The sequence below is a fragment of the Synechococcus sp. RC10B2 genome, from assembly GCF_047502635.1.
Genome location: NZ_JANSHO010000053.1, coordinates 44,624 through 62,725, shown reverse-complemented (window position 1 = coordinate 62,725; position 18,102 = coordinate 44,624). Strand labels below are relative to the sequence as shown.

The following is an 18,102-nucleotide window of genomic DNA, read 5'->3' as shown; positions in this document are numbered from 1 at the left end:
TTAGGTTGGGTTAGTTGCAGTTTTCGTCGCCGTCCTCGCCCTGAATGCCGAAGTTGAACAGCACAATCAGCAGATCGGCGTCGTCAACCGTGCCATCCTGGTTTAGGTCAGCAGCAGCGTTGTCGCCGCCGAACTCGAACAGCACCACCAGCAGGTCGGCGTCGTCTACGACCAAATCGCCGTTCGCATCGCCGTTGGGCAGGGTGATGCTACCCAGATTCACCGTGCCGCTGACATTCACATTCGGGATGCGCACGCCCAGCCAGTGACGGTCGGGAGGAATCGTGAACCCTGTCACACAAAGGTTTGTTGGGCAGTTGATAGACAGAGTGATACTCGAGTAAATAGGACGTACCACCACATCGTAAGTGCCCGCGGCAACATTTGGGGTGTCGATAGTGAAAGTGCCTGGCGTGTCCGGCGCAGGCATGCTGAACCGTGCGACACGCTGTTTCGTGCCCGGCAGGTAGAAGATGACCTCCACCGTCGCTGCAGGCGCAGTTCCGTTCAGGTTGCCGAAAGACGCCGTACCCGTCACTTTGCCTGGCGTCGCCGCCGAGTTGCGGAAGCCTAAAACGCCGTGATACAGCGCGGGACCGTGTTGCCCGCCGAACGGGTCATTCGCACGCCAATCAAGGAGCGGGTTGAGAATGCGCTCGCAAGGGAAAGTGGCAGGGTTGTATCGGAACTGCTGCCAGGAGGCTGGTTGAATCACGCCGCCAACCGGGTTGCGACCCAGCCCGCGCGGGGTGTAATACAGTTTCGGCCCGCCCGGCGCGCCCATCGCTAAGGCGATGTATGACGGGAGCGAATCCGCAGTTCCGATATCTTCGTCACCGACAATAATCGCGAAGTAGAGCCCCGATCCCAGAGTGATGCTCTGATTCAGTGGCGTCGTGCGCAGCCAGGTAAAGTTCGTTGAGCCGCCGTAATAGGTGGGAATCCGCACATCACCCTGTCCCGGAACAGGTGGATCGCCAGGATACGCGCCAAAGTCGCCAAAGAAGAGGATATTCCCCAGATCGGGTTCAGGACGCCCACCCGCGCCTGGCCGTGAGCCTGTAATCCAGATGTACAGGTTCGGGGCGCCCACTGTCAAGCTAGGCATATAGACAATCGAGTCGAAGGTCATCGGCGCACAGATTTGGAAAGGCAGCGCCGTCCAACGCGCAGGGAGATTATCATCAAAATTGCCCGAGATGAAGAACAGGTAGTTGGCGGTCAGGGTTGGCGCCTCACAGGTACCGCCAACGGTAAACCAGGAGTTCGCAGGGTTGCCTGCGAAGTACACGAACGGGTCCTGCGCGACCGCGGGTCGCGCCGCAAACGCCACACACAACAAAGCCCCAACTGCGTATCGGTAGTATCGCATCATACGAACCTCCTTCCTTTACAGCCTTAATTATACCATGCCTTTGCGCCGATTCCTGCCGATTCTGCCCCGCTCACAGGGCAAATTACAGCGGTTTCGGCTGCATTTCGGGCGCAATCGCCGTCTCGCTGGCGGTGCGGTGGCGCTCGATGCGCTGAATAATGCCCCACTCGGCGCGAAGCCAGTAGTCGCCGTAGGGCACGGCGTAGGCGGGCAGCGAGCCTTGCCGTAGGCGCAGTTTCTCGGCGTGCGCCGCCTGCGCTGCGTCGGGCGCAAGCGTATGGTCGCTCTCCACGCGGCTGCCGTCGGGGCTGTGCGCTTCGGGGCGGTCGGGCAGCTCGACGCTTGGTTCAGGCAGGCGCACCTCGCGAAAGGCATAGGCGCGCAGCGTACGCGTCTGCAAATCCAGCGCAAGGAAGGGTCGCTCGCGGCTCGGTTCGTAGCCTGGCTCGATGGCGACCAGCCCGCTCTGCAGCCAGTGGGGCAACGCGAACGCTGCGAGTTCACTCAGCGCGAAGCGCGGCTGATACTGCGCGCCCGCCAATGCCACGCGCCACCGCTTGCCCGCGTCCAGCCGACTGCACATGCGTATCTCGTAGACCTGGTCGGGGACGAGAAACGCCAACGCATGCAGCCCCGCGTGCATCACCAGGTGCGCGAACGCGCCCAGCGCTTCCAACACGCGCTGCCCACGCACAGGTTCGGGCGGCAGGCACTCCTGCCACGCCATGCGCTCGAAGTAGACCCTGCCGCCCCGCCGTTGCAGCAGCCACGCCTCCGCAGGGGTCAGCACCAGCGCGACATGCGCCGCTCGCCAAGTCAGCCACAGATGATAGCCAACCACCAAGCCGCCGATGGCAACCAGCGCGCCCAGCAGCACCTGCGCCCACCCCGAAAGCTGCATCAGGCGCAGCAGCCCCTCAGGCTCGCGCCACAGCGCCCAGCCCACAAACGGCAGTGCAATCAGCAGCCGCCAGCCGATGTTGCGCCAGAACTGACGCCCCGTCAGCGGACCCCAGCGCACGCCAATCGCTGCGTAGGGGTCGCGTTGGCATCGTGCGCAGCGGTCTTGCATCGGGTCGCACCCCGCCCCACACACCGAGCAGCCCACCTGCGGCACGATGTACCCTGAACCGTTCACCACCCCAGAGTGTACCTCACACAGGGTATACTCTCGGCGCATCAGGAGCCGACGATGAAACTACACGAGTATCAAGCGAAGCAGATCCTACGCGAATTTGGCGTTCCGACGCCGCAAGGAGAGGTGGTCAGCACGCCCGCCGACGCGAAGGCGGTCGCCGAGCGACTGGGCAAGCCTGTGGTGGTCAAGGCGCAGGTGCTGATGGGCGGACGCGGCAAGGCAGGCGGCATCAAACTCGCCAACACCCCCGACGAAGCCGCCAACGCCGCCGAAAGCATCCTCGGCAAGCGACTCGTCTCGCCCCAGAACCCTCAAGGGCTGGTCGCCGAGCAGGTGCTGATCGAGGAAGCTGTCGAAATCGCCCGCGAATACTACATCGGGATCACCATCGACCGCGCGCTGCAGCGCAATGTGCTGATGGTCAGCACGCAGGGCGGGATGGACATCGAAGAGGTCGCCGCGCAAAACCCCGACGCGATTGCGACCGTCGCAATCGACCCGCTGCTGGGGCTGACCGACTACGCTGCACGCGAAGTGCTGTACGCAGCGGGCATCCCTCAGGAGCAAATCCGCCCGCTGAGCGCGCTGCTGCACGGGCTGTACCGCGCCTACATCGCTGTCGACGCGAACCTCGCCGAGATCAACCCCTGCGCCGTGCTTGCCGACGGGCGGATTATCGCCGCCGACGCGAAAATCACCATCGACGAGAACGCGCTCTATCGCCAGAAGTCGCTCGCTGCACTGCACGACGAAAGCCTCGACGACCCCATCGAGGCGGAGGCGAGCCGACGCGGGATCGCCTATGTGCGCTTGGGCGGCGACATCGGCGTGATTGGCAACGGCGCGGGGCTGGTGATGTGTACCGTCGACGAGGTCGCGCGGGCAGGCGGGCGCGCGGCGAACTTTTTGGACATCGGCGGCGGCGCGAAAGCCGACCGCGTGCGACAAGCCGTCGAACTCGTGCTGATGGACCCGAATGTCAAGGGGCTGCTGTTCAACATCTTCGGGGGCATCACGCGCGGCGACGAGGTGGCGCGCGGCATGCTGGAGGCGTTCGAAACGCTGCAGGTGAACATCCCTGTCGTGGTGCGCTTGGCGGGCACGCATGCCGAAGAGGGGCGCGCCATGCTGCAGGGCACACTGCTCATACCCGCCGAAACGATGCAAGAGGCGGCGCGTAAGATTGTCGAGCTGGCACGCGGGGTATAATACACGCCGTGCGCTTCTGGCAACTGCTGCGCAGGGCAGGCACACGCCTGCCCATACGGAACAAGCACTTAGCGGCGCAAGCCCTCACCCATCGCTCACATACCGAAGGCGAACTGCTCGCCAGCAACGAGCGGCTCGAACTGCTGGGCGATGCGGTGCTGGGCTTGATCGTTGCTGAGTACCTGTATCAGCACTTCCCGCACTGGGATCAGGGGCAACTCTCCAAAGCGCGGGCGAGCATCGTGCGGGCGAGCGTGCTATGCGAGGCTGCCAAACGCGCGGGACTGCCCAAGATGCTCCGCCTCAGCCCGGCGGAAGAATCGGCGGGCGGACGCGAGCGACCCTCCATTCTCAGCGACGCCTTCGAAGCCGTGCTGGGCGCAATCTACCTCGATTCGGGCTACCGCGCCGCGCGCGACTACGCCCTGAAACACCTCAAGCCCGAACTGGACGCCCTGCACGCAGGCGAAATGCCCGTCCAAGACTACAAGTCGCAACTCCAAGAGCGCACGCAAGCGTGGTGGCGCATCACCCCGACCTACCATGTCGTGGAAGAATCGGGCACTCCGCACAACAAAACCTTCGTCGTGCAGGTCAAACTGCGCGACATCGTGGCGGGACAAGGCACTGGCTCCAGCAAAAAGCAAGCGGAGCAGAACGCCGCCGCCCAAGCGATGCAGTTCACTGAACACAACAGGAGGCACTTAGATGAAACCTTTGGCTGAAATCGGCGTTTTTGGCGGCTCTGGCTTCTACTCGTTTCTGGACAAAGTGGAGGAGGTCAAGGTCGACACCCCCTACGGCGCGCCCAGCGACACCGTGTCGATTGGCGAGGTGAACGGGCGGCGCGTGGCGTTTTTGCCCCGACACGGACGCAAGCACACTATACCCCCGCACAAAATCAACTATCGCGCGAACCTGTGGGCGATGAAGGAACTCGGCGTGCAGGCGATTATCAGCCCCTGCGCGGCAGGCAGCCTGCAACGGCATGTCAAGCCCGGCGATTTTGTCGTGGCAGACCAGTATGTCGATCGCACGCACGGGCGCGCCGACACCTTCTACGAGGGTCCCACCGTACACCATGTCTCGCCCGCTGACCCGTACTGCCCCGTGCTGCGCCAAATCGCTATCGAGGAGATCCGCGCGCACGGCATCCCCGTTCACGAGCGCGGCACGATTGTCGTCATCAACGGACCCCGCTTCTCCACCAAAGCCGAGAGCAAGTGGTTCACCTCGATGGGCTGGGAAGTCATCAACATGACGCAGTATCCCGAAGCGTACCTCGCGCTGGAGTTGGCGATTCCCGTCGTGAACATCTCGCTGATTACCGACTACGATAGCGGGCTGGTGGCGGAAGGCGAGGTCAAGCCCGTCACGGCAGAAGAGGTGATGCATGTGTTCCACCAGAACGCCGAGCGCATCCGCAAGGTCATCTTCGGGATGATTGCCAAAATCCCGCCGAACTTCGAAAGCCCGATCCGCCACGCGCTGGACTACGCGAAGGTGACGGTGTAATACCCAATCGCGCCTCTCAAGCGTCATAATATACGCGGAGGTGCTACGATGCGATACAAAACGCTTTTGGGATGGCTGGCGTTTGGCGTGCTGTGCGGCGCAGGCGCACAAGACCTACTGCCCGTGACGCGCGTGGTGCTGTACCGTAGCGGCGTCGGATACATCGAACGGCTCGGACGCATCAGCGGCGACGCGACGCTCACCATGTCGATGCGCGAGAGCCAGATGAACGACCTGCTCAAGTCGCTGATTCTGGTGGACTTCGACGGGGGGCAGATTCTGCCCGCGCAATACACCCCGCGCGACCCGCTGGAGCGCACCCTCAGCGCGTTCGCCGTGCAACTGTCGGACAACCCGTCGATGAGCACGCTGCTGACCCGTCTGCGCGGCGCGCCTGTGGAGATTCAGACCGACAAGGAGACGCTGCAGGGCACGGTGCTGAGCATCGAGACGCGCGAGGAAGCCGCCAGCGAGGTGGTTGTCAAGCGCGCCTATGTGAACCTGATGACGAACCCCGCGATGCGCTCCGTGCCGCTGGACACAATTACAAACCTGCGCGTGCGCGACGAACGGCTGCAACAGGAGATTCAGAACGCGCTGGCGGCGATTGGCACGCGGCTGGACAACACGCGCAAGACCGTCGAGCTGCGCTTTGCAGGGCAGGGCACGCGGCGCGTGCTGGTCGGCTACCTGACCGAGATGCCCCTGTGGAAGATGACCTATCGCCTCGCGCTCAGCGCGGACGAACCGCCCCTGCTGCAAGGCTGGGCAATCGTCGAGAACACCACCGACGAGGACTGGCGCAATGTGCGCTTGGAGCTGGTGTCGGGGCGACCCGTGAGCTTTATCCAGAACCTGTACGAGCCGATATACCCGAAGCGCCCGACGGTGCGCACGCAGACCGACCAAGCGCTGCTGCCCGACACGGCGGAGATGGCGATGGACCTCGCGCCCGACGAGCTGGCGAAGCGCGAGGCGATGGCGGAGGCGCTTGACGCACGGCTGGCGCGTGAGCGTGCGCCTGGCTTTGGCGGCGCGCCGCCAATGGCTGCCCCACGCGCCATGCGCGAGAGCGTCATCGAGATGGCGCAAGGACAGGAGCGCGGCGCGCTGTTCGATTACCGCATCCAGCAGCCCGTCACGATCCTGCGTCAGCAGTCCGCGCTTGTGCCTGTAGTCAACCGCACGGTGGAGGCGCAGGCAGTTTCCCTGTATAACCCCGCCAACCACCCGCGCCACCCCTTCTTCGGCGTCAAACTGACCAACACCACCGACCTAACGCTGATGGAGGGTCCCGTCACGGTCTACTTGGACGGCGCGTATGGGGGCGACGCGCAACTGGAGACGCTGGAGCCGAAAGGCGAGCGCATCCTGACCTACGCGCTGGACTTGGGCATAGAGGTCGTGCAAGAGCGGGCGAACTTCACCTCCCAGATGATCTCGGTCAAGATTACCAACGGCGTGCTGCAGCAGCGGCTGGAGCGGCGTATGGAGAACCTCTACCGCCTCACCAGTCGCGACGATAAGCCGCGCACCGTGCTGGTGGAGCAGCCCTACCAAGACGGCTGGGAATTGGTAGAGCCTGCCAAGTTCGAGCGCACGCCGACCTTCTATCGGTTCCCCGTCGAAGTGCAGCCGCGCAAGACCGCCACACTACGGGTCGTGCAGAAGCGCACCGACCAAGAGTCGTTCGCCCTGCTGGAGGGCAACGAGGACACGATTCGGGTACTGGCGCAGAACCAGCAACTGAGCGAGCCGATTCGGCAGGCACTGAGCAGCATTCTGAACCGCCGCCGCGCGATACGCAACCTCGAGGGGCAAATCCGCCAGCAGGAGGCGCGCATCAAGAGCATCACCGACGACCAAGCGCGCATTCGCGAGAACATGCGCGCCCTAGATCGCAACTCCGACCTGTACCGCCAGTATGTGCAGAAGCTGGCGCAGCAGGAGCGCGAGATCGAGCAGGCGCGCGCCGAAATTGAGCGACTGCAAGAGCAGCGCGCCCGCGCCCAACGCGAACTGAGCGAGTACATCGCGGGATTGAACCTGTAAGGCATCTGCAAGGGGGCGGGTGTAAACGATGGGTTGGCGCATGCGCCTGCCCCCCTTGACAAACCCGATTGCCATCGGGTATTATAGAGTTGCGTTCAGCACTCGCCCGCCGCGAGTGCTAAATTTATGGCAGGCATAGGAAGACCGTATCGGAGAAGGAGGTGCTACGACGATGCTGAAACCGATAGGCGATCGAATCGTTGTCCGCCCCAAATCGGCGGAAGAGATGACTAAGAGTGGTATCATCTTGCCTGACACAGCGAAGGAGCGCCCTCAAGAGGGCGAAGTCATGGCTGTGGGCACTGGGCGGATTATGGACGACGGCACAGTCGTTGCACTGAGCGTGAAAGTTGGCGATACCGTGCTGTTTTCGAAGTATGGCGGTACAGAAGTCAAAATCGGCGGTGAGGAGTATATCATCCTCCGCGAAGATGATGTTTTAGCCGTTTTGGAGAAATAACCGTACAGGAGGTGATTACGCATGGCAGCGAAGGAGATTTTATACACGGAAGCGGCGCGACACGCACTGGAGCGCGGCGTCGATACGATAGCCAACGCAGTTAAGGTCACCCTCGGACCGCGAGGCAGGAATGTAGTTTTAGAGAAGAAGTTCGGCTCGCCGACCGTTATCAACGACGGCGTCACGATTGCGAAAGAGATTGAATTAGAAGACCGCTTCGAGAACATGGGGGCGCAACTCGTGCGCGAGGTGGCGTCCAAGACGAACGATGTTGCAGGCGACGGCACGACCACCGCGACCGTGCTGGCGCAAGCCATCTTCAAGGAGGGTCTCAAGGCGGTCGCCGCAGGCGCGAACCCGATGTTTGTCAAGCGCGGCATCGATAAAGCCGTCGAGGCTGCCGTGCAGTTCATCCAGCAGACCGCGACCCCTGTGGAAGGGCGCGCCGCCATCGAGCAGGTGGCGACCATCTCCGCGAACGACCCCGCCATCGGCAAAGTGGTCGCTGACGCCATCGAGAAGGTCACCAAAGACGGCGTGATTACCGTCGAGGAGTCCAAAGGCACAGAGACCACGCTGGAGGTCGTGGAGGGCATGCGCTTCGATCGCGGCTACATCTCGCCCTACTTCATCACCGACCCTGAGCGCATGGAAGCCGTGCTGGAAGAGCCGTACATCCTGCTGTATGAGAAGAAGATTAGCGCAGCGCAAGACCTAATCCCAATACTGGAGCATGTTGTGCGCGCGGGCAAGCCCCTGCTGATTATCGCCGAGGACATGGAAGGCGAGGCGTTGGCAACGCTGGTGGTCAATAAGCTGCGCGGGGTGTTCCAGTGCGCTGCCGTCAAAGCGCCTGGCTTCGGCGAGCGACGCAAGGCGATGATGGAAGACATCGCCATCCTCACGGGCGGCACCTTCGTCACCGAAGACCTCGGCATCAAGCTGGAGAATGTCAAGCTCGACCAGCTCGGACGCGCCGAGAAGGTGGTCATCGAGAAGGAGCATACGACCATCATCGGCGGCAAGGGCAAGCCTGAAGCGATTCAAGGGCGCATCCAGCAAATCCGCAAGCAGATCGAAACCACCGAGTCGGACTACGACCGCGAGAAGCTGCAGGAGCGTCTGGCGAAGCTGGCGGGCGGCGTGGCGGTCATCAAGGTCGGCGCAGCCACCGAGACCGAGCTGAAGGAGAAAAAGTCGCGCTACGAAGACGCCATCAACGCCACCAAAGCCGCCGTTGAGGAAGGCATCGTGCCTGGCGGCGGGGTCACCCTCGTGAACGCTATCAAAGCGCTGGACGCGCTGCAAGTGGACGGCGACGAGAAAATCGGCGTGCATATCGTCCGCCGCGCGCTGGAAGAGCCGCTGCGCCAAATCGCGCACAACGCAGGCGCGGAAGGCTCCGTCATCGTCGAGAAGGTCAAAGCACTGCCGCAGGGACAGGGCTACAACGCCGCCACAGGCGAGTTCGTGAACATGCTCGAGGCGGGCATCGTCGATCCTGCGAAGGTCACGCGCACCGCGCTGGAGAACGCCGCGTCGATTGCCTCGATGCTCCTCACGACCGAGGCGCTGGTGGCGGAAGTGCCCGAAGAGAAGAACGGCAAAAAGACTTCACCATCCCCCTACTGACACACAGACCACTCACCCCCCAATAGCCGGGGCTGAAAAGCCCCGGCATTTTTTTCACTCACGCTCCGTCAGGTAATTTATTCTACGATTCGGAGCCAGAAAATGTTTCAGGGCATACCGCGATTGGTGCGAATTGTGGAGGTGGGCGCGCGGGACGGACTGCAGAACGAGCCGACCCCCGTGCCGACCGAGGCGAAGGTGCGCTTCATCGAAATGCTGGCGGATGCGGGGCTGCCCGTGGTGGAGGCGACCGCGTTCGTCAGCCCGAAGTGGGTGCCGCAGCTCGCCGACGCCGAGCAGGTGATGCACGCGCTCAGGCGACGCGCAGGCGTGCGCTATCCCGTGCTTGTGCCCAACCTCAAGGGGCTGGAACGCGCCCTATCGGCGGGCGCGCGAGAGATTGCCGTCTTCACCGCCGCGTCGGAGACCTTCTGCCAGCGCAACCTGAACCGTAGCATCGAGCAGTCGCTGCAGGAGTTCGAGCAGGTCGTGCGCGCGGCGAAGGCAGCGGGCTGCTGGGCGCGCGGGTATGTGTCCACCGCGTTCGTGTGCCCCTACGAGGGCGCGATTGCCCCCGAAGCCGTTGTGCCTGTGGTGGAACGCCTGCTGGCGATGGGCGTGGACGAGGTGAGCCTAGGCGACACCATCGGCGCGGCTGTGCCCACCCAAGTCGCGCGCCTGACCGAGACGCTGCTGCCGATTCTGCCGCTGGAGCGCTTCGCCTACCACTTCCACAACACCTACGGCACTGCGCTGGCGAATGTGCTGACCGCGCTGCAGCAGGGCGTATTTATCTTCGATTCCAGCGCGGGCGGGCTGGGCGGATGTCCGTTCGCGCCGGGCGCGTCGGGCAACCTCGCGACGGAAGACCTGCTCTATATGTTGCACGGGATGGGCATTGAGACGGGGGTAGACCTCGCGGGCGTGGCAGCGGCGGCGCAGTTTATCTTGGGGCATCTCCAGCGGGAGACGCCCCCAAGCAGCTACCTACGCGCCTGTGCGCGAGTCGAAGCCTGATCTTATACCAATCGCCGAGTCAAAGTTCACGAAACATGGCAGTTAACCCCCTCCTGCAGGTTCCCCCTGCTCGCAGGGGGAACCAAACCCCTGCGCGGTTCCCCTCGCGAAGCGGGGGGAACCTACGGAGGGGGGCAATTGTGAACTTTGGCGACGCTGTTGGTATTACACCCGCTCGAACAGCCCTGCTGCGCCCATGCCGCCACCGACGCACATGCTGACCACGCCCCACTTGCCGCCGCGCTTGCCCAGCGCGTTCAGCAAAGTGGCGGTCATGCGCGAACCCGTCGCGCCCAGCGGATGCCCCAGCGCGACTGCCCCGCCGTTCACATTCAGCTTCTCGCGCGGAATCGGCAACTGGCGCAGCACCGCCAGCACCTGCGCCGCGAACGCCTCGTTGATTTCGAACAGGTCGATGTCGTCGACGCTCTTGCCGAAGCGTTGCAGCAGTTTGGGGATGGCGTAGGCGGGACCGATGCCCATCGTCTCTGGGGGCACGCCCGCGACCGCGTAGCCGACGAAGCGCGCCAGCGGCTGCACACCGAGTTGGTTCACCATCCGCTCGCTCATCAGCACGACCGCCGCTGCACCGTCGCTGCGCTGCGAGGCGTTGCCCGCCGTCACTGTGCCGTCCGCCTTGAACACAGGCTTGAGTTTCGCCAGTGCCTCCATGCTGGTGTCAGCGCGGGGACCCTCGTCGCGGTCAAAGATGAAGCGGTTCTCGTGAACCGTGCCGTCCTTGACGACCTTCTCGTGAACCTCGACGGGCACGATTTCGCCGTCGAACGCGCCCTCGGCTTGCGCCCGCAGCGCTTTCTGGTGGCTCTCCAGCGCGAACTGGTCGGCTTCCTCGCGCGTGATGCCATGCTCGGCTACGAGGTTCTCGGTCGTCATGCCCATGCCCAGGTAGGCGTCGGGGTAGTGCTGGGTCAGGTACGGGTTCGGGCGGAACACATGCCCTTCCATCGGCACCATCGACATGCTCTCCGTGCCGCCTGCAACGCCGACATCGATTTGCTCGGTCATGATGCGTTGGGCGATGATGGCGATGGCTTCCAGTCCCGAAGCGCACATGCGGTTCACCGTCGCGGCGGGCACATCGACGGGCAGCCCCGCGCGTAGCACGGCGATTCGGGCGACATTCATGCCCTGCTCGGCTTCGGGCACGGCGCATCCCAGCACGACATCTTCGATCTGCTTCGGCTCCAGTTGCGGCACGCGCGCGAGTGCGCCTTGAATGGCGAACGCGGCGAGGTCATCGGGGCGCGTGTTGCGCAAACTCCCACGCGGCGCCTTGCCAATCGCTGTTCGTACCGCAGCAACCACATACACGGCTTGCATAGTGGCATAGTGTACCCGCAATCATCAGGTATCCTATAGCCGAGGCGATACCGATGCTCATACGCAAACCGAACCGACTAATCGACGAGAAAAGCCCGTACCTGCTACAGCACGCCTATAATCCTGTGGACTGGTATCCGTGGGGGGCGGAGGCGTTTTTCAAGGCGCGTGTGGAAGACAAGCCCATCTTCCTCTCCATCGGCTACTCGTCGTGCCACTGGTGCCATGTGATGGAGCGCGAGTCGTTCGAAAACCCCGCGATTGCCGACCTGCTGAATCAGTACTTTGTGAGCATCAAGGTAGATCGCGAGGAGCGCCCCGATGTAGACGAGATTTACATCAGCGCGGTGCAACTGATGGCGGGGCACGCGGGCTGGCCGCTGTCGGTGTTCCTGACGCCCGACGGCTACCCGTTCTACGGGGGCACATACTACCCGCCGCATGCGTTCGCCGACATCCTTGCGCGCGTGGCGGGCGTGTGGCGAACCAATCGCGGGCAGGTGCTTGCCGCCGCTGCCGAGCTGAAGGCGGAGCTGGAGCAACTCGTGGCGATGCGCCACCAGTCGCTGCGGGGCGAGCGCAGCCCCAGCATCTTCCGCGCCTACAAAGCGCAGATGCTGGAAGGGTTTGACCCCATTTACGGCGGGTTCGGCGGCGCACCGAAATTCCCACCCAGCACCGCGCTGCCCGTGTTGCTGACGCTCGGCGCGGAGTGGGACGATACCGACTGTGCGGGCATGGCGCTCATGACTATGACCACGATGGCGATGGGCGGAATCTTCGACCACATCGGCGGGGGGTTCCATCGCTACTCGACCGACGAACGCTGGCTGCTGCCCCACTTCGAGAAGATGCTCTACGACAACGCGCAGCTCGGCTGGGCGTATGCGCACGCCTACGCGCTCACAGGCGACGAGTTCTACGCCGACATCGCCGTGCGCACGCTGGATTGGATGCTGCGCGAGATGCGCACCCCTGACGGCGCGTTCGCCAGCGCGCTCGACGCCGACACCCCCGAAGGCGAGGGGCACTACTACACCTGGACGGAGCGCGAACTGTACGAGATTTTGCCGCGCGATGAGGCAGACCTGTTCTGCAAGGTGTACGAGATTCAACCCGAAGGCAACTACCGCGAGGAAGCGACTCGCCAGCCGACAGGGCGCAACATCCCGCACCTGACGCGCCCGCTGGAAGCGCACGCGGAGGAACTTGGCGTAGAGCCTGCGGCGCTGGAGGAGCGGCTACGCGACATCCGTGCACGGCTGCTGGTCGCCCGCCAGACGCGCCACGCGCCCATGCGCGACGACAAGGTGCTGACCGATTGGAACGGGCTGGCGATTTGGGCGCTCGCTTACGCCGCCGATGTGCTGGAAGCGCATCGCGAGCCGTACACGCAAGCGGCGCAGGAGGCAGCCGAGTTCGTCTGGCAACGCCTGCGCGACTCTAACGGCAGGCTGCTGCACCGCTACCGCGACGGCGAGGCGAGCATCCCCGCCTACCTGACCGATTACGCCTTCTACGGCATGGGGCTGATGGAACTCTACGGCTTGACGCTGGAGCCGCAGTGGCTGGAGCGCGCCGTCGCCGTCGCCGACCAGATGATCGAACGCTTCCACGACCGCGAGTACGGCGGCTTTTTCACGACCGACCCCGCGCACGACCTGCTGATTATGCCCGTCAAGTCGTACCAAGACCGCGCGATGCCGTCGGGCAATGGCGCAGCGGTGCAATTTCTGGCGGCACTGAGTACCGCGCTGACCGTCGATGACCCGACACGCAGCCAGCGGTACGCGCAACTCGCCGCCGAGACGCTGGACAGCTGCTGGGGCATCCTGCAGCGCGCGCCCACCGCAGGCGACAGCCTGCTGTACGGCTACCTGCAACTGGAGGGCGAGACGCTGGAGATGCCCGACCTCAGCATGCCGACCCTCGAAATGGACGGCGACGAGGAAGAAGCGGGTCCCGTGCAGGTGCAAATCGTTCCGATGCCCGAAGGCTTGCTCGTGGTGTTCGAGATCGAGGAGGGCTGGCACATCAACTCCAGTCGCCCGCAGGCAGAGCGCGTGCCGACCACCGTGGAGGTGACGACCGACCTGCCGTTGCGCTTGGGCGCGCCGATTTGGTCGTCCCCCCAGCAGATTCAGGCAGGCAGCGAGGTCATCGAGGGCTACACGGGGATGGCGCAGGCGATTGTGCCCGTGCTGGAGATTGGCGACGGCGAACCGTCGGACGGCTTCGCGCGGATTTTCGTGCGCTACCAGCCTTGCACCGACACCGAGTGCGGCTTGCCCGTCGAGCGCGTCTACCTGATGCCGCTCAGCCTGCGCCCGCAGTCGTAGGGGCGCACGGCGGTGCGCCCTCAGAACCCCTCGCGCGTGAATGTGGGGGGAACCGCTGCGCCCACAGTCGTAGGGGCGCACGGCGGTGCGCCCTCAGAACCCCCCGCGCGTGAATGTGGGGCGAACACCGTTCGCCCTTACACGATCGCTGCACCAAAGTTCACAAGAAACGGTAGTTGACGACACCCTCCTGCAGGTCTGATAAGGGTACATCGCTTGGGTTCGCTGTGGGCAGGGGGCGCCCACTTTTTGCCCTCACCCCCAGCCCCTCTCCCACGCTGTGGGAGAGGGGTGTAGGAGCGCGCGGCAGTGCGCCCTGCAGCGCGTTCCCCCTCTCCCGCCTCGCGGGAGAGGGGGACAAAGGGGGTGAGGGCAATACAGCGCGCCTGCCCGTTCACGCTTGCGCTGGGAAAAACAGCCCCTGCTGCAGAGATTCCGTGCCAAGCCGTTGTACCCTTGTCAGCTCCTGCAGGTTCCCCCTGCAGGCAGGGGGAACCGAAGGGCTTGATTCCTCTCGCGAAGCGGGGCACAACGAAACAGTGTACCTCCTCCTGCAGGTTCCCCCTGTAGGCAGGGGGAACCGAGGGGGCGGTTCCTTAAAGGGGTAGGTTTTTTTCTCGCGTGGTCGGGATTGCGGGCGGGACGCCCGCGTTCCCAGCGCAGCGCGTACTGGGAGCGCGAGCGTCTCGCTCGCATGGAAGCAGTAACCCCTTGCTCGGCAGCTTAGCGGGCAGGCATGCCAGCAAAAAACCTACCCCTTTAAGGGGGGCGGTTCCCCTCGCGAAGCGGGGGAACTCGAACCTGCGCCCCACGCGGTTCCCCTCGCGAAGCGGGGGGAACCTTAAGGAGGGGGGCAACTACAACCTCTGCTTACGCAGTTTGTATATCTCACCACCCCCACGCCGCGCACGCCAGCGCGTCAATCTGCGCCTGCAACGCCAGCGTGCGCTTCAGCGCGGTGATCATCTTCTGATAGGTCAGCCGCTCGTCCAGCGACAGCACGGCGCCCTTGCGGTCGTCCAGCCATTTGTGGCACACCTGATAGCCGCCCACCCGATACGCCCACACCTCGGGCGGCACAGGCTCGAAATACTGCGCCCCGTTAATCCACACGCGCTTCGCCTTCTCGTCGTACTTGACGCGCTCGACGCGATGGTCGCCCGCAACGGGATACTTGCACGACGGCGTGTTTAGCGCAGGGTCGCGCAGCAGGTGCAGGTCGATTAGCGCGCCCCCCAGCTGCGCCAGTGCGTCGAAGGTCGCCTTGTCGGGAGGCAACGGCACGCGCGGAAAGTCCCGCTTGAGAAACTCGGCGTACCGCGCCCGATAGGCAGGGCTGTGCAACACCGCGTACAGGTAGCCCAGCACCGACTCGGGCGTAGGCTCGTGCCCCAGCACGCCCGCCAACGCCTGCAGATACTCTGCGTTGAGGTTCGCTTCGCACCCCTCGTGAGGCAACAACGCCTTCTGCGCACCCGCCGTATCGGGCAGCAGGCACAGCGGATACACCTCGCCCCCACCGCGCCGAAAGATGTTCAAGTCCACAGGCTGCTGCGCCACAAACACGATATTCCACTCCTCGTCGCCTGTGGCAGCCCCCGCACGCCCCACCACCAACGCCACATTCTCCCCCGCCAACAGGTGGCGCATTACTCCGTAGCGAGGACGCAGGTGAAAACCGCTCGACTTGCCTGTGTAGAAGGTGTAGCGCACATCGAACGGGCGATAGAGGATGGGCGTGATATGCACCTTTGCCGACTCGTTGGGCACGCCTGCCTCGCGCAAGTCCTGCTGGGCGCGGGCAACTGACCAGCCGCTCACGGAATCTGTGCCCAGATGAAACCGCTCCCGCGCTCTTTCAGGCTCCATCGCTACGAACTCACACACCGTGCGCCACACGGCGTCGGGCGTGCGGTGGATGGTCAGCCCGTCGCGCGCGGTAAAAGTGCCCGTGCTATGCTCAAGGAAGATATCGGGAATGCGCCAGCCCTGCAGGTACTCCGCCTCGTGCGCGGCGTCTTGGGGCACGAACAGGTACATCGGCGCGCGGGGCGTCAGCGGCGTCCATCGGATGCTCTCCAGCGTCGCCTCGCGCAGCAAGTCGTACTTCGCCTCCCGCGAACCCCACACATCGCAGTACCACACGGGCGCGCTCTCCGCAGGCTCGGCGAAGTTGTTGGGGTTGCGGATGGCAATCAGGATGGCGACCCCCTGCTGGATGTCGAACAGGTTTTCGTCGGGGCTACCGTTGGGGGCGCGCTCTTTGCGGCGGGCGTTGCCGTGCAGGTTCACGATATACAGCCGCTGGAAGGTGCGCAGTAGGTGCGCCCGCATCCCGCGAAAGGTCGGATTGTCCAAGTAGGCGTGGTTGGTGATGAACGCCACGACGCCCTGCCCCGTCTGCTCAATCCGCCACTCGGCGAAGCGAATGAACTTCACATAGTCGTCCTGCAGCCACTTCTGCTGTCTTTCTCGAAGTGGTTGCCCGTCCACCTGCTTGTAGTCTTCGAGGAGTTTGCCGATCCATGTGGGCTGTTTGCGTTTGCGGGTGCGTCCGCCGATGGTCTCGCTCACCTCGACATAGCTGCGGTTGGCGGAGTGTCCGCTGTAGGGGGGATTGCCCAGCACGACGAGGATGGGTTTCTCGCGTTTGACTTCGGCGGCTTCGTTGGCTTCGCGGGTGATGAACTCGCCCAGCAGCAGTTCGGAGGTCTTGACGGCAGGGTCCAGTGCGTTGATTTTGTGGACGATGAGCATCAGTCGCGGAGCAAGCCAAAACTGGCAGGAATCTTGTATCCCGCAGGGTATACTGATGACGCATCCGCCCCCACAGGCGGGTGAGGGTTGAAACAAAGCCGAACAGGCGGGGCAACAGCCGCTGGCGGGCGTAGTCTGCCCACATTGCACCCGCTCCCACGGGCGGGTGAGGATTGAAACAGCAGGAAGTTCTCCAGGTGCTGGCGGAAGGCGTCGGTTTGGGCTTTGGCGTGTGGAGGCAGGTTATCGAGGTCGGCGGCGTAGGCTTCCGCTTCCACATAGCCGACGGGCGCGTGCTGGTGGAGGATGGCGAAGTCGGGTCGCCCGACGACGGTGCGCGTCGGCTCGTGAACGAGGGTCAGGTTCGGGCGCAGCGTGCGCAGGAGTCGCTCCAGCGCACCGTGATAGGACAGCTCGCCCGTTGCGTGGGGCTGCTGCGCGACTGTGCGCAGGTGTCCCAGGTAGTCTACCAGCGCGTGCATGCGGGAGAGAGTGTACCTGATGAGGTGGGGGAACAGGATTTGGTCGTGCCTAAACAAGCACCGCGCTGATAGGGAATGGCAAAGGACGCTTCTGATTCCACACTGTTGCCAACTTCTGGTCGCCCGTAATGATTAGTTCACATCTTCCCGTAGAAGCATATGCAAGGTGGAGTGCATCGGGAGTGCGCAGGTTTGTCAACGCCCTGATTTCAGCTGCGCGGCGAAACACTCCGAGGTAGCTTGGAATGAGTAGCAAGGTCTGGAAATACGCATCGTAGGCAGCAACAAGCAGCTGATTATTGCTTTGCAAGGGTTTCACCAGGCACTCCATTAGCGCAAGTGCAGAAGAGCAAAGCGTGTAGCCTGAATACTGAGCGAGTGCCGACAGTACGGAGGGTTTCTTTATCGTGTTTTCCACCAGATAGATGATAGTGTTGCTATCCAAGTAGATGCGTTTCTCCATTCTCTTGCATCTCCTTTTCCCAACTGGCGCGTTCTGCCTCGATGCGTTCCAGTACCTCTTCGGGGGTGGGTGGGCGATGCCCAGCCGCCTCCAGCCGCGCGTGAATCGCTTCCAAAGTTGCGAGCATAAGCGGCAAGGAGCCTCGCGCGAGCGGCGATTCCGCCAGAACCTCCACCTCTGACCCATCGGGTAGCGGCAGCGGCTGGTGCAACCGCACGGTGTCAGGCGATACCAACACACCGCGCACTCTCATCCGTCTCATCGTCCCGCATGATACCCACTGGAGTGGGATAGCAATCAGCGCATTCGTCCACAGTGCAAT

Annotated in this window: 15 protein-coding genes; 8 read left to right on the top strand and 7 right to left on the bottom strand. The window is 63.6% G+C overall.

The genetic code is table 11. The features are described from left to right. Positions 1–10: 10 nt before the first annotated feature. Both NW855_RS06735 and NW855_RS06730 read right to left on the bottom strand, forming a co-directional pair. Entirely contained in the window at positions 11–1,375 is a 1,365-nt protein-coding gene (locus NW855_RS06735) for a hypothetical protein (RefSeq protein ID WP_414508594.1), read from the bottom strand. An 82-nt stretch (positions 1,376–1,457) separates the two neighbouring features. Next, positions 1,458–2,555: a hypothetical protein gene (locus tag NW855_RS06730; protein ID WP_414508593.1), complete on the bottom strand. Its 1,098-nt coding sequence runs from the start codon at positions 2,553–2,555 to the stop codon at positions 1,458–1,460. A 12-nt stretch (positions 2,556–2,567) separates the two neighbouring features. Here NW855_RS06730 and sucC point away from each other — a divergent pair, with 12 nt between their 5' ends. From sucC to NW855_RS06695, 7 genes are all read left to right on the top strand, one after another. After that, a complete protein-coding gene (sucC, locus tag NW855_RS06725) occupies positions 2,568–3,722 on the top strand; it encodes an ADP-forming succinate--CoA ligase subunit beta (RefSeq protein WP_414508592.1) in 1,155 nt (384 codons plus the stop codon). Positions 3,723–3,730: 8 nt separating this feature from the next. Next, the gene (gene rnc, locus NW855_RS06720) at positions 3,731–4,447 is read left to right on the top strand and encodes a ribonuclease III (protein ID WP_414508591.1); all 717 of its coding nucleotides are present in this window, start codon (positions 3,731–3,733) and stop codon (positions 4,445–4,447) included. Further along, positions 4,431–5,237, top strand: a complete 807-nt coding sequence (locus NW855_RS06715; RefSeq protein WP_414508590.1) for an S-methyl-5'-thioadenosine phosphorylase — start codon at positions 4,431–4,433, stop codon at positions 5,235–5,237. The genes rnc and NW855_RS06715 overlap by 17 nt, the downstream gene beginning before the upstream one ends. Positions 5,238–5,285: 48 nt before the next feature. Beyond that, a complete protein-coding gene (locus NW855_RS06710; protein WP_414508589.1) occupies positions 5,286–7,289 on the top strand; it encodes a hypothetical protein in 2,004 nt (667 codons plus the stop codon). Between the two features lie 172 nt (positions 7,290–7,461). Beyond that, positions 7,462–7,749: a co-chaperone GroES gene (groES, locus tag NW855_RS06705; protein WP_414508588.1), complete on the top strand. Its 288-nt coding sequence runs from the start codon at positions 7,462–7,464 to the stop codon at positions 7,747–7,749. Positions 7,750–7,770: 21 nt separating this feature from the next. Beyond that, positions 7,771–9,381 (top strand): chaperonin GroEL, encoded by a 1,611-nt coding sequence (groL, locus tag NW855_RS06700; protein WP_414508587.1) that lies wholly within the window; start codon positions 7,771–7,773, stop codon positions 9,379–9,381. A gap of 102 nt (positions 9,382–9,483) precedes the next feature. Further along, on the top strand, positions 9,484–10,398 hold the full coding sequence (locus tag NW855_RS06695) for a hydroxymethylglutaryl-CoA lyase (protein WP_414508586.1): 915 nt from the start codon (positions 9,484–9,486) through the stop codon (positions 10,396–10,398). 165 nt (positions 10,399–10,563) lie between these two features. Here NW855_RS06695 and NW855_RS06690 read toward each other — a convergent pair whose 3' ends face one another. Further along, complete coding sequence (locus tag NW855_RS06690) at positions 10,564–11,739, bottom strand: thiolase family protein (protein ID WP_414508585.1); 1,176 nt, start codon at positions 11,737–11,739, stop codon at positions 10,564–10,566. A gap of 53 nt (positions 11,740–11,792) precedes the next feature. Between NW855_RS06690 and NW855_RS06685 the strand changes: the two genes are divergently transcribed. Next, positions 11,793–14,078, top strand: coding sequence for a DUF255 domain-containing protein (locus tag NW855_RS06685; RefSeq protein ID WP_414508584.1), 2,286 nt, complete (start codon positions 11,793–11,795; stop codon positions 14,076–14,078). Between the two features lie 888 nt (positions 14,079–14,966). Here NW855_RS06685 and NW855_RS06680 read toward each other — a convergent pair. From NW855_RS06680 to NW855_RS06665, 4 genes are read right to left on the bottom strand one after another with little or no spacing between them, the layout of a single operon-like run. Beyond that, positions 14,967–16,835 (bottom strand): type ISP restriction/modification enzyme, encoded by a 1,869-nt coding sequence (locus tag NW855_RS06680; protein ID WP_414508583.1) that lies wholly within the window; start codon positions 16,833–16,835, stop codon positions 14,967–14,969. Then, positions 16,835–17,317: a hypothetical protein gene (locus tag NW855_RS06675; RefSeq protein ID WP_414508582.1), complete on the bottom strand. Its 483-nt coding sequence runs from the start codon at positions 17,315–17,317 to the stop codon at positions 16,835–16,837. The genes NW855_RS06680 and NW855_RS06675 overlap by 1 nt, the downstream gene beginning before the upstream one ends. A 49-nt stretch (positions 17,318–17,366) precedes the next feature. Next, complete coding sequence (locus NW855_RS06670) at positions 17,367–17,780, bottom strand: type II toxin-antitoxin system VapC family toxin (protein WP_414508581.1); 414 nt, start codon at positions 17,778–17,780, stop codon at positions 17,367–17,369. After that, positions 17,755–18,042 carry a hypothetical protein gene (locus NW855_RS06665; RefSeq protein WP_414508580.1) on the bottom strand — a complete coding sequence of 96 codons (288 nt, stop codon included), beginning with the start codon at positions 18,040–18,042 and terminating at the stop codon, positions 17,755–17,757. Before NW855_RS06665 ends, NW855_RS06670 begins: the two co-directional genes overlap by 26 nt. Positions 18,043–18,102: the final 60 nt, after the last annotated feature.

Excerpts from the sequence above, each read along its gene's own strand:
- NW855_RS06735 (WP_414508594.1), bottom strand. The coding sequence starts at position 1,375 with ATGATGCGATACTACCGATACGCAGTTGGGGCTTTGTTGTGTGTGGCG.
- NW855_RS06730 (WP_414508593.1), bottom strand. The coding sequence starts at position 2,555 with ATGCGCCGAGAGTATACCCTGTGTGAGGTACACTCTGGGGTGGTGAAC.
- sucC (WP_414508592.1), top strand. The coding sequence starts at position 2,568 with ATGAAACTACACGAGTATCAAGCGAAGCAGATCCTACGCGAATTTGGC.
- NW855_RS06715 (WP_414508590.1), top strand. The coding sequence starts at position 4,431 with ATGAAACCTTTGGCTGAAATCGGCGTTTTTGGCGGCTCTGGCTTCTAC.
- NW855_RS06710 (WP_414508589.1), top strand. The coding sequence starts at position 5,286 with ATGCGATACAAAACGCTTTTGGGATGGCTGGCGTTTGGCGTGCTGTGC.
- groES (WP_414508588.1), top strand. The coding sequence starts at position 7,462 with ATGCTGAAACCGATAGGCGATCGAATCGTTGTCCGCCCCAAATCGGCG.
- groL (WP_414508587.1), top strand. The coding sequence starts at position 7,771 with ATGGCAGCGAAGGAGATTTTATACACGGAAGCGGCGCGACACGCACTG.
- NW855_RS06695 (WP_414508586.1), top strand. The coding sequence starts at position 9,484 with ATGTTTCAGGGCATACCGCGATTGGTGCGAATTGTGGAGGTGGGCGCG.
- NW855_RS06690 (WP_414508585.1), bottom strand. The coding sequence starts at position 11,739 with ATGCAAGCCGTGTATGTGGTTGCTGCGGTACGAACAGCGATTGGCAAG.
- NW855_RS06685 (WP_414508584.1), top strand. The coding sequence starts at position 11,793 with ATGCTCATACGCAAACCGAACCGACTAATCGACGAGAAAAGCCCGTAC.
- NW855_RS06680 (WP_414508583.1), bottom strand. The coding sequence starts at position 16,835 with ATGCTCATCGTCCACAAAATCAACGCACTGGACCCTGCCGTCAAGACC.
- NW855_RS06675 (WP_414508582.1), bottom strand. The coding sequence starts at position 17,317 with ATGCACGCGCTGGTAGACTACCTGGGACACCTGCGCACAGTCGCGCAG.
- NW855_RS06670 (WP_414508581.1), bottom strand. The coding sequence starts at position 17,780 with ATGGAGAAACGCATCTACTTGGATAGCAACACTATCATCTATCTGGTG.
- NW855_RS06665 (WP_414508580.1), bottom strand. The coding sequence starts at position 18,042 with ATGAGACGGATGAGAGTGCGCGGTGTGTTGGTATCGCCTGACACCGTG.